12 protein-coding genes are annotated in these 13,887 nt (G+C 73.7%); 4 read left to right on the forward strand and 8 right to left on the reverse strand.

Features of this window, described 5'->3' with window-relative positions:
* Positions 1-68 precede the first annotated feature (68 nt).
* Entirely contained in the window at positions 69-1,259 is a 1,191-nt protein-coding gene (locus ACFV4G_RS33130; protein ID WP_380445878.1) for an Ig-like domain repeat protein, read from the forward strand.
* Positions 1,260-1,429: 170 nt separating this feature from the next.
* Here ACFV4G_RS33130 and ACFV4G_RS33135 read toward each other — a convergent pair whose 3' ends face one another.
* The 4 genes from ACFV4G_RS33135 to ACFV4G_RS33150 all read right to left on the reverse strand — a co-directional run bounded on the left by ACFV4G_RS33135 (position 1,430) and on the right by ACFV4G_RS33150 (position 6,052).
* On the reverse strand, positions 1,430-2,137 hold the full coding sequence (locus ACFV4G_RS33135; RefSeq protein WP_380445879.1) for a helix-turn-helix domain containing protein: 708 nt from the start codon (positions 2,135-2,137) through the stop codon (positions 1,430-1,432).
* Complete coding sequence (locus ACFV4G_RS33140; protein WP_380445880.1) at positions 2,134-4,371, reverse strand: hypothetical protein; 2,238 nt, start codon at positions 4,369-4,371, stop codon at positions 2,134-2,136. The genes ACFV4G_RS33135 and ACFV4G_RS33140 overlap by 4 nt, the downstream gene beginning before the upstream one ends.
* A 7-nt stretch (positions 4,372-4,378) precedes the next feature.
* Positions 4,379-5,020, reverse strand: a complete 642-nt coding sequence (locus ACFV4G_RS33145; RefSeq protein ID WP_380445881.1) for a DNA-binding protein — start codon at positions 5,018-5,020, stop codon at positions 4,379-4,381.
* Between the two features lie 96 nt (positions 5,021-5,116).
* The gene (locus ACFV4G_RS33150) at positions 5,117-6,052 is read right to left on the reverse strand and encodes a hypothetical protein (RefSeq protein ID WP_380445882.1); all 936 of its coding nucleotides are present in this window, start codon (positions 6,050-6,052) and stop codon (positions 5,117-5,119) included.
* Between the two features lie 117 nt (positions 6,053-6,169).
* On the opposite strand from ACFV4G_RS33150, the gene ACFV4G_RS33155 reads away from it, so the two are divergent.
* A complete protein-coding gene (locus tag ACFV4G_RS33155; RefSeq protein WP_380445883.1) occupies positions 6,170-6,523 on the forward strand; it encodes a hypothetical protein in 354 nt (117 codons plus the stop codon).
* Between the two features lie 181 nt (positions 6,524-6,704).
* A complete protein-coding gene (locus ACFV4G_RS33160; RefSeq protein WP_380445884.1) occupies positions 6,705-7,175 on the forward strand; it encodes a hypothetical protein in 471 nt (156 codons plus the stop codon).
* A 264-nt stretch (positions 7,176-7,439) separates the two neighbouring features.
* On the opposite strand, the gene ACFV4G_RS33165 is transcribed toward ACFV4G_RS33160, so the two are convergent.
* From ACFV4G_RS33165 to ACFV4G_RS33180, 4 genes are read right to left on the reverse strand one after another with little or no spacing between them, the layout of a single operon-like run.
* Complete coding sequence (locus ACFV4G_RS33165; RefSeq protein ID WP_380445885.1) at positions 7,440-8,306, reverse strand: glycosyltransferase family 2 protein; 867 nt, start codon at positions 8,304-8,306, stop codon at positions 7,440-7,442.
* 19 nt (positions 8,307-8,325) lie between these two features.
* A complete protein-coding gene (locus tag ACFV4G_RS33170) occupies positions 8,326-9,087 on the reverse strand; it encodes a hypothetical protein (protein WP_380445886.1) in 762 nt (253 codons plus the stop codon).
* The gene (locus ACFV4G_RS33175) at positions 9,084-9,845 is read right to left on the reverse strand and encodes a hypothetical protein (protein ID WP_380445887.1); all 762 of its coding nucleotides are present in this window, start codon (positions 9,843-9,845) and stop codon (positions 9,084-9,086) included. Before ACFV4G_RS33175 ends, ACFV4G_RS33170 begins: the two co-directional genes overlap by 4 nt.
* The gene (locus ACFV4G_RS33180; RefSeq protein WP_380445888.1) at positions 9,842-10,489 is read right to left on the reverse strand and encodes a 2OG-Fe(II) oxygenase; all 648 of its coding nucleotides are present in this window, start codon (positions 10,487-10,489) and stop codon (positions 9,842-9,844) included. The genes ACFV4G_RS33175 and ACFV4G_RS33180 overlap by 4 nt, the downstream gene beginning before the upstream one ends.
* Before the next feature lie 1,267 nt (positions 10,490-11,756).
* On the opposite strand from ACFV4G_RS33180, the gene ACFV4G_RS33185 reads away from it, so the two are divergent.
* Positions 11,757-13,469 carry a protein kinase gene (locus ACFV4G_RS33185; protein WP_380445889.1) on the forward strand — a complete coding sequence of 571 codons (1,713 nt, stop codon included), beginning with the start codon at positions 11,757-11,759 and terminating at the stop codon, positions 13,467-13,469.
* Positions 13,470-13,887: the final 418 nt, after the last annotated feature.

Here is a 13,887-nt window from a genome sequence, read left to right on the forward strand (position 1 = left end):
CTGACCGGCCGAGCTCAACGCACGGGCACCATGCCGGTTCGTCCGGGCGTCGGAGCCGGGTGGCGGCCGTGGCGGCCGCCGTGTTCTGCGCTGCGGCCGTCGCCCCGCTGGCGCTGCCCGCGCCCGCCCACGCACAGGGCACCTGCACGGTGTCCGGCCCCACCACCACCTGTACGTTCGCCTCTACCGGCGCCGAGCAGACGTTCACCGTGCCCGGCGGTGTCACGCAGGTCGACGTCACGGCGATCGGCGGGGCCGGCGGCGTGGAGGACAACGGCGTCGGCGGCGGCCGGGGCGCCCAGGTGTCCGGCACCCTCACCGGGCTCTCCGGGGGGCAGACCCTCTACGTCGAAGTCGGCGGCACCGCCACCGGCGGCAGCCAGTGCGCCGGTAGCGCGCAGTGCACCGGCGGCTTCAACGGCGGTGGCAGCACCCACTTCGGCGGAGGCGGCGGCGGCGCCTCCGACGTCCGCACCCAGCCCGGCACCACGCCCCTCACCACCACCGACTCCCGCCTCATCGTGGCCGCGGGCGGCGGCGGAGCCGGCTGGGCCGGCCAGTGCACCGGAAGCGCGGGCGGAGACGCCGGCCAGCCGGGCACGAACGCGACCTGCAACGGAGGAAACGGCGGCGGGGCGGGGACGTCCACCCAGGGCGGGGCCGGCGGCACCGGCGGGGGCGGGTTCTTCGGCGGTGGGCCCGGCACGCTCGGTACCGGCGGCACCGGAGGCGGCCCGGGCGCCTCCCTGACCGGCGGTGCCGGCGCCGGCGGCTACTACGGCGGAGGCGGCGGCGGCAACATCAACCCCTTCATCAGTCCGAGCGGCGGCGGGGGCGGCGGAGGCGGAGGCTCGTCGCTCGTCCCCGCCGGCGGCACCGGCCCCACCGCCACCAGCGCCGCCCCGAGCATCACCATCAGCTACACCACCCCGGGCAAGCCCGTGAAGACGACCCTGACCGCGATGCCCTCCCGCACCCGGGTCGGCGCTCCGGTCGTGCTCAGTGACATCGTCTGCCCGACCAGTACGAGCGCCACGACCAGGCCGACCGGCACGGTCACGTTCACCGACACCACCACCGGCACGACCCTCGGCACCGGACACCTGTTCCTCTCCCTCGGCACCTGCGCGGCGACCGGGACCGTCACCGCCTTCCGCACCACCGGCACCCACACCATCACCGCCGTCTACAGCGGCGACACCGTCTACCAGGGCAACAGCGCCAGCCCCGAGACCACCACGGTGACGGTGACGGCCTGAGAATGCCGCAGAAGCGCCGGCCCCGCCGTGGGGCGGGGCCACGCACCGCGGTATCGCGCCCAGGTGACAACGATCCGAACAGTCCCAGGTGCCGTCCGGGCCGGGCTGGAGTTCCGCCGACTGGGCTGCTCAGCCGCCAAATGAAGCGCTCAGTCACAGCCGCGCGCTCCTTACCGGGGCTCGGGGGGCACCCAGGCGCGGACCTCCAGGTAGGCGATGTCGGCGTCCTCGACCGCGCGGCCGGTCTCCACCAGCCACGCGCGCATCGCCTCGGTCACGTCGCCGTGATGGTCCGCCACCCGCTGGGACCACTCGGCCGCGTCGAACCCGCCGGTCGACGCGGAGCCGTAGGTGCGCTCCTCGGTGCCGTCGGAGCGGGGGACGAAGCCGCGCCGGATGCCGCCGGAGTCCTGCTCCGAGCCCGCGCTGTAGACGTACTGGTCGGCCTTCATCCGGACGGTGAAGGCGAGGCGGCCGCCGACCTGGCCGGTCTCGTGCACCACGGGGGCGAGGTGGCTCGCACCGGACTTGATGGCCTGCTTCCCGGCGCGGCCGGCCATCGACCCGCCCGCCTCGCCGACCGTGTCCTTGCCGCGCACCCGGGCCTTCTGCCCGGTCTTGGTCCGGCGGCGGGTGGTGTTCGCCTCCGCGATCCCGGACAGGGCCTCGGTGTCGCGCTCGCCGCCGCGCACCGCGCGAACCACCTGGCGCAGCGCGTTGACCATGCTCGCGCCCTTGCCTTTGGTGAAGAACTGGCTGACCAAGCTGGCGTCGCGGCCGAGCAGCTTGGCGACCTGGCGCTTGGTGTAGCCCTGGTCGATCAGCTCCTGGGTCAGGCGGGCGGCTTCGTTCGGGTTGTTCGGGTCGGCCGGGCTCACTGGTCGGCCCCCTTCGCGGCGAGTTCGGCGCGGCTTAGGCCGCGCAGCTTGAGGTACTGCTCCTGAGACGTCGGGGGCTCGACCGGGCCGGTCAGGTGGCCCTTGAGGAGGTAGTCGCCCACCTCGCCCCGGTAGGGCCAGGGCTGGCGCTCGGTCAGGGCGATGCCGTCGGTGCCGAAGTAGACGACCGTGCCGGGCTTGGCGTGCAGGGCCCCGGCGTAGCCGATGACCTCCTTGCCCTGGCGGTACTTCATGTCCAGCAGCGCCGCCCGGGCGCCGGACCACACGTAGGCCGCCCACTCCGGGTGTGCGTACGGGTCGCGGGAGAAGCCGGCCTGCCGCTGCCAGGTCACCACCTCGCCGTCCTGGCCGAGGATCTCGACCCCGGCAGGGAGGGTCTCTCCGACCGGGGTGGTGCCGGAGACCAGGCGCGGGCGCTGGGCGAAGCTGCCGAGGCCGAACAGCAGCACCGACCGGACGGCGCGGCTGGCGAGGTAGGCGGCGGTGCGCTGGCGCTCGTCGCCGTGCAGCTTGGAGAGGTTGGTCAGGTCCGCCCAGGCCGCCTTGAGGCGCTTCCCCCACTCGTCGAGCGGCTTGCCGTCCTCGAACAGCAGGCCACCGAGGACCTCGATCCGCCACGGCGCGATGTGGTTCGACAGGGCGAGGTGGATCTCCGCGCCGCCCGCCCAGGTGGTGAACGTGGCGCCCGGTGTGGCCGGGTAGATCCAGGCGCGGTCACCGGTCACCGGCGCGGGCAGCAGGCCGACGTGGTCCCAGCCCTGCGGGACGGTCACCCTGATGTTCCAGTGCGAGCAGGACATCAGCGCCTTGACCTGCTCCGCCTCCGACATCGCGGCGAACGCGGCCGCGGTGATCCGGCGCGGGGTACCGACCGGCGACTTCCACAGGTGCTTCGCGTAGGCGAAGGTGCGGTCGTACTCCACCAGGGCGGGCAGCTGCTCCGGCACGCGCGGGGGCAGGATCAGCTCGGTACGACCCTGGCCACCGGTCGCGTGCAGCAGACCCCGCAGCTCCTCGGACAGCACCGGGTAGCCGCCAGCCCACTTGCCCGTGGTCGGGATCGTGCGCGACCACAGGTCCCGGCCCGTCTGCGACGGCGAGCCCATCAGCACCGCGTCGTCCCAGTGGCGGCGCAGCGCCTGCCACAGCAGCCGGAACGCGTCCCGGCAGGTCACGACGTCGGCACCGTCCGGATCGAACCACTCCCCCATGCTCCGGATCTCGGTGGTGGCGCTGTCCGGGGCGCTCGCGGGGGCGTAGCGGCCGACCGGCTGGCGCTGGTGGACGAAGTGCCCGGCCAGCTTGTCCCGGCCCGAGCCGACCGCCGTCGTCCAGCGCTCTGACGGCGTGTTCAGCCAGGCGGCGACCGCGTCCTTGAGCGTGGAGTAGCGCTCGGCGCCGTCGTGCCACGGGGCGCCCGCGGTGATGTAGACCCGCTCCGTGCCCGGCGCGGCGGCCAGAACGGCGTCCAGGATCTCACCCGGGGTGCGGGCGCCGAGGTCGACCCGGACGACCTGGTCGCGGACCGCGAGCATCCCGGCCGCCGCGTCCAGGAACACCGTGGAGCGGGCCTGCTGCGTGAAGTTGGGGCGCTTGGAGACCAGGCCCGTGGTGACGGCCTCGAACCGGGCACCGGCAGGGCCTTCGGGGAGGGTGGGCAGCTCGCGCGGACCGGCCTCGACCACCGGGCGCAGCGCGGCAGCGACCGGAGCGACCGAGAGCGCCGGGACGACCGGCGCAGCGGCGGGGGCGGGCTGCTCGGCGACGGCCTGGTCCTCGACCTCGCTCGGCGCCTCGGTCACCGGGGCGGCCGGGGCGGCCGGGGCCGGCTGCTCGAGTACGGGGGCCGGGCGGGTCAACGCCGGGGCGACCGCGACGGCGGGCTCGTCGACCGGCTCGGTCTCCGGGGCCGGGGCGGGCGCAGCGGCGGCGGCGGCCTGGTTCTCGGTCTTGGCGGTGCGGACGGCGGCCGGGGTCGGGTCCAGCAGCGGCGCGATCCGCACGACGTCGCCGACCGACAGCCCGGAGGCCTTCGCGATCGGCGCGGCCTGGGCGCCCTCGTACCCCGCCAGCCCGGCGACCCGGCGCGAGCGCTGGGCGGCGAGCTTGTCCAGCTCCTTCTGCGCCGCCGCGACCGCCTTCTCGGCGGCCGTGATCCCGGCGCGCAGCTCGCGCAGACCGGCGAGCTCGGCGGTGTACGTCTTGCGGTCCATTAGCGGGTCACTCCCCCTCGTCGGCGGTGTCGGTGGTCGGGTTGGTGGTGACGTAGGCGATCGGGCCGCCGGACACCGACGCCAGGCGGGTGCCGAGCAGCAGGCCCGCCAGGCGTGCGTCCTCCGGGTCGGCGGGGGCAGCGGCGTTGGCGGGGGCGGTGAGGTCGGTCAGGTAGCCGGCCAGCCTGGCCTTCGGGAAGCGGTAGCGGCCCGTGCTGCCGGCGGTGCCGTCGGACTCCCACTCGGTGAGGCCGGTCAGCACCGCGACGACGAACCCCGCCACCGTCACCGGTAGGACCGCGCCGGCCGCGACGCGGACCGGGGCGCACCGCCACCAGCCGGACAGCGCGGCCAGTAGCTGCGCCTGGTCCAGCCCGGTGCCGAAGCCGATCCAGTCACGGTCCGGCTCGTCGACCCGGGCGGGGGCGTCCGAGCGCAGCACCGCGACCTCGGGCGCGCCGAGCGCGGTCAGGTCGGCGGCGGGCCGGGCCTGCAACTGCTGGAGCGCGTCCAGCGGGAACACCTGCCGGCCCTGCTCGCGCACGCCCGGCACCACACCGGTGGCCACCAGCTTCTTCACCGTCGGGATCGAGCACCCCAGCGCCGACCCGGCCTGACCGGTCGTCACGAACACACTCACAAGCTTCACGCCTATTCACTTGGGTCGAAACGCTAGGGAGACCTTACGCCTCCCAACACTGCCATGCCTTTTCAGTACGTCGCACACGCGTGTCGGGAGGGCAGCTCACTCCTGCTCGATGGGGAACAGCGTCTCGTGCCGTTGCCGGGTGAGGGAGGCGGCCTTGGGGCCAGAGGAGTCACGCAGCTGGGGCAGCTCCATCATCAAGGTGATCAGGTCGACCGGCGGGGCGTAGCCGCCGGAACGCCTGCGCAGGAATTCCTTGAGGTGGCTCTTGCGGGCCGGGATGGTGCGGGCGCGGTCGAGAACACCGCTGGCGACCAGTTCGTCGGCGAGTTCGGGCAGCCGGATCATGTATTCGCCGAAAATGGCGTCCGCGGCTTCCTCGACGGCGTGGATGGCCTCTTGGACCGCGCGCCACCGGATTCGGTTCGCCTCATACTCCTCCTCGCCCGGACGTGGCACGAGGCGCTCGGCTGCGCGACGTCGCGCCTGCGGGTCCTTGGCCTCGCGGAACGACGGGTCGTCCTGCAGCAGGCGTGAGATGCGGGTGACCTCCGCCTCCTCGTCCTGCGCCCTGCGCGTACGGACGTGCTCGACGGCACCGTCCTGCTCGTACCGGGCCTCCTCGGCCTCGGCCTCCAGGTCGGCCACCCACGCGGCCCGGCGGGACCAGAACACCGCGATGCCGTCCAGGACCACGCACAGCTGCACCTCCTCGATCTGGCCGTTGCGGCGCCCGGCACGCCGCCGCAGCCGCTCGACCGCGTCCGACGGCGCGTCGGAGCCTTCGCCGTCGTCCTCGTCGAAGGCGTCCTCCAGGAAGCTCTCGGCGTCGAACACGATCGTGCTGTGGAACAGCACCCGGGCACCTGCCGTACGCGCACGAGCACAGAGTTCCTCCGGCGTTATCGCCTCGTGGTCCACGTCCGCCCGGCCGGGGTGGTCCTCCGGCACTGCCGGGATCAGTTGCAGCCCGAACTCCCCTGCCATGACGGGCAACCGCTCACGCAACTCGGCAAGGACAGCGTTCTCGCCCACCTCTGCACCCTTCACTTGATGACTCAGCGCATCGATGCCATGACGATACGAATCCGGACTGACAGTGCGTCACCCGATCGGCGGACAACCGGGCGGGCGGGGAGGGGCTGAGGCCGGTTGAACCGGCTGGTGGCCCTCGGCTGTACCGCTGCCGCCCTCACCCTCACCCTGGGTACCGCCCAGGCCGCGCCCGGCAGCACCAACACGACCTGCTCGTCATCGCTCACCCCGGACGGCTTCGTGGACGCCCAGTGGTGGAACAGCGCCGGCTGCGGCACCGGCTTCAACCCCAACACCAAGAAGATCATGCAGCTCACCGGCTACCCGGTCGGCACCGTGGTCAACGCCTGCGCCTTCACCTGGCCGCCGGCCGGCTGGACGATCGTGAGCAGCTTCTACAGCTCCGGGTGCCAGCACTCCTCGGTGCCGAGCTTCGACAAGAACTCCTGGCAGCCCAAGCGCGTCTCCTGACGGCTGCCGGGTACCCAGGGCTTGCGGACGCCCGGGCCGAACCGCCCACCGAACGGCGGCGCGAGGTGGCCTGCGGCGCCCTGTGATCACGGTTGGCCGGGCCCCGCCCCCATGGTGATCATGACGCATCCCTGACAGCATGGGCAACCGTGCCGCAGGGAGCGGCATTTGGAGGGGGAGCATGCGCAAGGCACTCAATGCACTCGCGGTCGGTGCCGTCACGATGGCCTCGATCGTCCTGGCCAGTGCCCCGGTGTTCGCGGCCGGGGCCGCACCTGCCCAGGCAGCTCCGACGGAGGCCCCGAGTACCGGCACCAGGGTCATCTACGTCCACGGCAACGCGACGCAGACGAATGAGGTCATCTACGGGCCGGTCGGCGAATACCCGTCGAACTGGCCGCAGGCGAGCTCGTGCTGGACCAGCTTCGACCCGTCCAGCCCCGGCGGGCGTGCGATGAACCATTACTACGAGAACTGCGGCTCCTACGTCACCACCGTGTGCCCGGCGGTGCGCATCAACGGCGTCGGCCCGCTGTACGTGTTCATCGACCACGCCGTCTACCTGCACGCCAAGCCGACGGTCGACTACGGCGTCGACTGGCACTACGAACAAACCACCAAGAACGGCTGGTACACCACCGTCACCTGCTAGAGGTGAGGACTGGGGGGGAAACGCAGGACGCTGTCGGGCAGCTGAACCCGCATCCGCTGCACGGGCGGGAGCGCGCGGCGATCGGCCCGGCGGCTGCGGCGATCCCGCTTCGTCGGGGCGGGCGGCAAGAGGCGGGCGGCAGGAGGCGGCCCGCTCTCCGGGCGTGGCGGCGACGACCTCCCCGCAGCACCGGCTCCGAGCCCGCCTTCCCGCCGATCGGACCCCGGGCACGGCCGACACGGACGCGACGAGGTGGATCCGGCCTCAGGGGCCGAAGGCCCGGGGTGCCCACTGGTCGAGGTAGTCGGCGATCGGCCGCAGCTCGGTGGTGAGGAGCCGTTGCTGCGCCGCCACCCACGGCTCGGCGAGGACGGTGGCGATCGCGCCGGGGAAGGTGGAAAAGCGTGCGCAGGCCAGGACGGAAGCCCGCAGCTGCGGACCGGGCAGGTGCAAGAGCCCGGTGCGCAGGATGTTCTGGAGCCACGGCTGCTGCTCCGGCCGGTACGGCGGAAGCGTCCGGAAGCGGTGGGTGACGACGGCCCCGGGGATGCCGAGCGAGGGACGCCCCGCGCGCCACCACCGCAGTGCCAGCTCCACGTCCTCCAGCCCGAATCCGCTGTAGGCCGCGAAGCCTCCTTCCATGAGGAAGCGGTCCCGGACGACCGCCAGGCAGCCGCCGGGGAGGAGACCGACCTCGATGGGTCCGGGCCCGGCCACCGGGCGCCAGCGGTAGGTCAGCAGGGCGTCCACGAGTTCGGCCCCGCAGCCCACGAACCGGCTGTCGGAGGCGTCCCGCACCGCGGGTCCGACCAGCGCGTCCGGCGTGCGCTCGAGCGCGGCCACGAGCGGTGTCAGCCACCGGTCGTCCACCGCGCAGTGGGCGTCGAGGAAGACGAGGACCGGTTGGTCCGCAGCCCGCGCGCCGCGGTTGCGGGCCGCGGCCACGCCGACATGGTCCCCGCGCAGCGTCCGCACCCACGACGGCCAGTCCCGCTCGCAGCCGCCGTCCGTGCTGCCGTCGTCGACGAGGACGAGTTGCCGCGGCCGCACGCACGCGCTCGCCACCGACCGGATGGTCTCGGTGACGCGGTCACCCTCCTGGTAGGCGCAGACGACGACGGAAACGGGCACCGAGGAGCGCATGCCGGCGTCACCGATACGGTGGAACGGCGGGTTGCGGACCGGCGGCGGCAAGCTCCGGCGGCAGGTCGCCGACCACCGAGGCGGGCGTCCGGGCCCGGCTCCAGAAGCTTCGGCACTCCGGCAGCAGACGGCCGTGCCGGGCGGTGTCCACCCAGGTGTACCGCTCCGGTTCCCGGGTCAGGGCGAACCCGCGCAGCAGCGCGAACTCGCAGAACCTGCCGAACCCGGCGGCGTGCGCGTAGTCACTGATCGACCGGCCGTGTGCGTCCCGGCAGTGGGCACGGAGCCCGGCATACACGTGCCGGGGGACGACCAGGGGCGGCGGCTCGGTCACGTCCGGCCGCACCGGTTCACCGAAGAAGGCGGCCGGGCACCGCCGCCAGCCGTCCGACTCCGGCCGGGCACCGCCCGAGTCGAAGGCCATCCGTGGCCGGCCGCAGTCGAACAGACGGGCCGTCAGCTCGCACGGCGACGTGAACACCTGGTCCGAGTCCAGGTGCAGGATCATGTCCGCGTCCGTGTAGCGGTCCGCGTTGAGCTTGGTGATCTGCTGGCCGAGGTAGTCGTCGGCGTAGTCGCGGCACGTGGACAGACGCACGCCCGTCGACTCGATCGCCGACGGCTCCATACGTTCCAGACTCGACCGCGGCACGACCACGACGACCTGGCGGTGGCCCGACGCGAACAGGGCGATGGAGCGCAGCGCCAGGGCCAGCCACTGCCGGTCCCGGTGGTAGGACCGGATGAAGACGTCGATGGTCGGGGTCACTCGACGGGCTCGTCCCCGATGCCGATCGTGGGTCCCGGGGTGCCCGTGATGCCGCCGGGCGGCAACGTCATCAGGAGTTCGTCGAACCCGGGGAACACCTCGGCCCACCGCGTGTCGCCGGCCCAGTGCGGCGCGATCCCCGCCGCGAGTGCGAGGTGGAATCCCGTGAGCCGGGAGATCCGGGCCCGGTCGAGGTTGAGGGCCAACGCATCGCCGAGACGGGTGGCGTCCAGGCCGAGTTCCTTCAGCACCGCGGGCGGGCTCGCCGAATACGCCGTGAACTCGGCCCCGCCGGTCAGGATCCGGGCCTGCCGGGGCACGAAGCCGACGTCGGCGAGCTCACCGGAGACGACCGCCGACTGCTCGTTGACGAACAGGGACACCCAGTCCACGCCCGCGCCCGCCAGGTCCTCGAAGAGGAACTTCGTCATCGCCGCCGCCAGCCCCACATTGGTGGCGTCCCGCACGGAGAGGAACGCCGGGGTGAGCAGCGACTGCCCGTTGTCGCTGACCACCGCCACCGCCATGCCGCGCAGGGTCCTCGCACCGATGCCGGACGGCGGCCACGGACGCTCTTCGAAGGCCACGGCGATCCTGGTGCGGGCCCTCGCCGTGAGCGGGACAAGGACCTCGTCGAGCAGGTGCCCGAGGCCGAGCCGTCTGAGGAACTGGGCCAGCTCCGGCCGGTACTCGCCGAGGAGATCGGTGGTGATCCGCAGTTCCAGACGGTCGTTCAGCTCGTCGTGAAGGTTGTTCATCGCTTCTCCTCGCTGGTACTGCTGTCGTCCACGTCGTAGAGCCACGCCACCGCCGAGTACCGCACACCGGTACGCACCGGGCGCACCTCGTGCAGCACATCGGAGCGGAAGGTGACGATGGAGCCGGCTTCCAGCCGGATGTTCTCGGGCGCCACGGTGCCGTCGGGCCGCGGAACGTAGAGGACCAGCGCTCCGCCATCGAAGGAGGGGAGGCCGTCGTGCGGTGTCGCGTCGTTCAGCAGGCAGACGATCGACAGCCGTCGATGGCGGACGACGGCGGGATCCAGTGGGTCGTCGGAGCTGTCCCGGTGGGCGCGGAAGAGTCCGCGCTCGGCATAGCTGCAGAACTTCGGGCCGTCCAGTGCGGCCCGTCGCCATCCCTCGTCCTCGATCGTCCTCCGTGCCACCTCCCGCATCGCGGCGACGACCGGCTTCGACCGCCCGGGCGCCAGCAGGTGCTCCGAGCAGCTGCGCATGCTCAGGTCGACCACGTCCTCGCTGCGGCGCAGCACCGGGCCGGTGATGGCGGCGGACCGGGCCATGGCCTCGACGGCGGCGCGGCAGTCCTGCGGTGACAGCGCGTTGCGCCAGATTCTCGGCTGCGCCTCGTTGCGCTCTTCACGGCTGGGAGTACCGGTCCGCATCCTTCGCCCGCTCTCGGTTGGTCGTGCGACGGCAACGAGAAACCCGCGCGATAAGTTAACCAACAGTGATGGCATCGTCATGGAAGGTGATCGTCCGGGAGTGTGCCGTGTCTCCGTCGTCGGCTCACGCATCCCCTTCCGGGACCGGCCGGGCCCACCGCCGACAGGACGGGCCGCACGGCCGTCCGGCAGCGGCAGGTCGCCGCAGGCGTTCGGGCGACCACCGGCCCACTGCCCCCGACCGCTGTCGGAGGCGCGCGCCGAATCTCGCGGCGCCGGCGACAGCCACGACATCGACACCGCAATGCCCAGGATGCGCCAGCAGTTCATGCCACGGAGCCTTGACCCGCGCCACCGAAGCCGAACTCGCCATCGTCCCTGAGTCCTGACCGCACCCCGGCCCAGCCGATGGCCTGCGAGCGGGTGGTCGAGGCCACGGCCGTTCCCCAGAAGCCCAGCCGCCGGACCACCGGGCACAGCGCCGAGGCCGAGCGCTTCGACCAGTAGGCACGGCGCAGCGGGCCCGGTGGGCCGGACCCGGCCGGCGCCGGACGTCCGTCAGCCCGCGGCTCGGACAGGGGACGCAACGCCCGCCACCTGGGAGAAATGGCGACGCTTCGTCGACCGCAAACGGCCCGCGCCGCCCTCACCCGAACGACCCCGGCGCGGCGCTGCCCAACGCCTGGCCTACCGCTCCCGGTTCGTCGTCGTGCGCACCCCGGCCCTGGAGCAGATCACCACCAGCGTGCGGGCCCTCACGCTGCGCGGGCGTCACCAGGACGGCACCGCCCGACCGGGGCTGATCGTCATGCGCAGCCGAACGACAGTGCCCCAGACGGCGTGCGGCGACGAGGAGCCCGACGGGTACGGCGACGACGCGGCACGAGACCGACGAGCAGCAGGCAGGCGGCGCCGACGCGGCAGGGCGGCTCGGCGGCGGGCGGGTGAGGTCAGGCGCGTAGGGGGCCGCGGCCGGGCAGGCACCGCTTCCTGACGGCCGGCCGGCGGCTCGCCGTGCTCGGGCTCGTTTGCGCCGGAGATCTGAGTACCGGGCTCCGCCCCGACGGTGTCACCGGCGTCGCTGGTCGGTTCCTTGGCGTGCCGGCACGGCACGACGCTGCGGGACGCCGGCCCGGGCGCGCACGGGAACAAGGTGGGATCTCCCCGGGAATTGGCGTCCGCGCCCCCGGCGGCCGAGAATCTCGGGGATCACCCGTCACGGGCGGATCACCGCGGCGGGCGGGCAGAGGACGAAAGAGGTGCCCAGGTGGGCGAGGACCGGTTGATCACCGGCCGGTACCGGCTGCTGGAGCGGATCGGCAGCGGCGGCATGGGAACCGTGTGGCGGGCCGAGGACGAGCTGCTGGGCCGCGACGTGGCCGTGAAGGAGCTGCGGATCCGCCCGGAGCTGTCGCCCGAGGAGACCGCGACCCTGCTGGAGCGGACCCTCCGCGAGGCGCGCAGCGCCGCCCGGATCAGCCAGCGCAACGTCGTGGTGGTGCACGACGTCGTGGAGCACGAGGGGCTCCCCTGCGTGGTGATGGAGTACGTCCCCTCCCGCACCCTTGCCGCGGTCCTCGCCGAGGACGGGCCGCTACCCGCGGCGGACGCCGCCCGGATCGGGCGTGGGATCCTGGCCGGGCTGCGGGCCGCCCACGCCGCCGGTGTCGTGCACCGCGACGTCAAGCCCGGCAACGTCCTGCTCGCGCTCGACGGCCGGGTCGTGCTGACGGACTTCGGCATCGCCACCATCGCGGGCACCTCCAGCCTGACCAGGACCGGCGAACTGGTGGGATCCGTCGACTACCTGGCACCGGAGCTGGTCCGCGGCGGCACCCCGACCCCCGCCTCCGACCTGTGGGCGCTGGGCGTCACCCTGTACCAGGCCGTGGAGGGGCTGTCTCCGTTCCGCAGGGCGACCGCGATCGAGACCGTCATGGCGATCGCCGCCGACCCGCCGGAGCCGCCGCTGCGCGCCGGTCCGCTCACGCCGCTGATCGGGTCGCTGCTGGAGAAGGAACCGCTGGAGCGGCCCACGGCCGAGGTCGCGGGGCTGCTGCTCGACGACACCGCGGCGGGGTGGGCGAAGCCGGCAGGCGGGACGGAGCACGGCCCGGGCCTGACCGTCAGGAGCGGTGGAGCCCCCGTTCACGCCGTGCCCGGGCCCGCAGCCGCAGGTGGCGCGCACACCGTGGCGCAGCCTCCCGGCACGCTCGTCACACCCGGCGCCCTCGCCGGGGATCAGCTGCCTGCCACGCCCGCAGCCCGCCCCGCCGTGCGGCGGACCCGCCGCCGAACCGGACTCCGCTGGAGCGTCGCCGCCGCGTTGGCAACGGCCGCCGCGGCCGGCGGTGTCCTCGTCCTGGACCCCGGCCTGCGCCCCGGGAAGCACGAGGCACAGGCCGAACCGGTGCCGTCCCCGGCGACGTCGTCCCCGGCAGGCGCGGCCGGCGCGTCGTCCGTGAGCCCGGCCGGGCCGTCCCCGGCCGCGTCCTCCCCGGCCGTCCTGAGCGGCACCGGCCCGGTGGCCGTCCCCGCCGGGTCCAGCATCCGCCGGGACCCGGCCGGCTTCTCGCTGGCCGTCCCCGACGGCTGGGTGCGCGACACCGACGCCGCCGGCCGGGTCTTCTACCTCTCGCCGGACCACGCCTTCCGGATCGGCGTCCACCCCACCACCCCGAGCGGTCAGGGCATGCTGGCCGAACTCCAGAAGCAGGACGCCGCCGGCCCGCGGACCAACCCGGGCTACCGCGGCGGCAGCGTCCAGCCCACGGTCTTCCACGGCACCGCCGACGCCGCCCTGTGGCTGTGGACCTGGAACGGCTACCCGGAGGACGGATTCGGTGCCCGGCGCGTGCAGGACATCTCCTGGACCGAGCAGGGCCGCAGCTACGACTTCTGGGTCTCCGCACCGACCGGTCGCCTCGACGAGGCCAACCGCTACTTCCAGATCGTGTCGGCCACCTTCCGGATCGGCTGAGACCCGGTCACCTCTGCGGCCACCGAGCGGCGCGCGGACGCCGCAGCTCGGCGATATCGAACTCCGTCATCGGCTCCACAGCCCGTTTCGCCACCGCCTCCGGGCCGGCCGGCAGTCCGGGCGGCCCGGCGGCGCCTTCCCGCCGCCGCGTCTTTGGGTGCGTCCCGGGGCGGCCAGGCCGTGCGGTGCGAGATCGCCGAACGCGGCGAGGGCGTCGGCGCGCGGCGTGGTGGTCCCAGCCGTCGGGGTTGTCGGTGCCGCGCCGGTAGGGCGGGCCGGCCCGGGCGGGGCGGGCGGGGCGGGCTACTTCCAGACCGCTGCGAAGTGGGGGGGGGGGGGGCGCGGGCCGCGTGGCGGGGGGACACGCAAGAGGCGACACCCCGGAGTTTTGGGTATGTCGGAGGGGCGAGGCCACGCG

This window comes from Kitasatospora sp. NPDC059747 (assembly GCF_042732955.1).
Taxonomy (GTDB): Bacteria; Actinomycetota; Actinomycetes; order Streptomycetales; family Streptomycetaceae; genus Kitasatospora.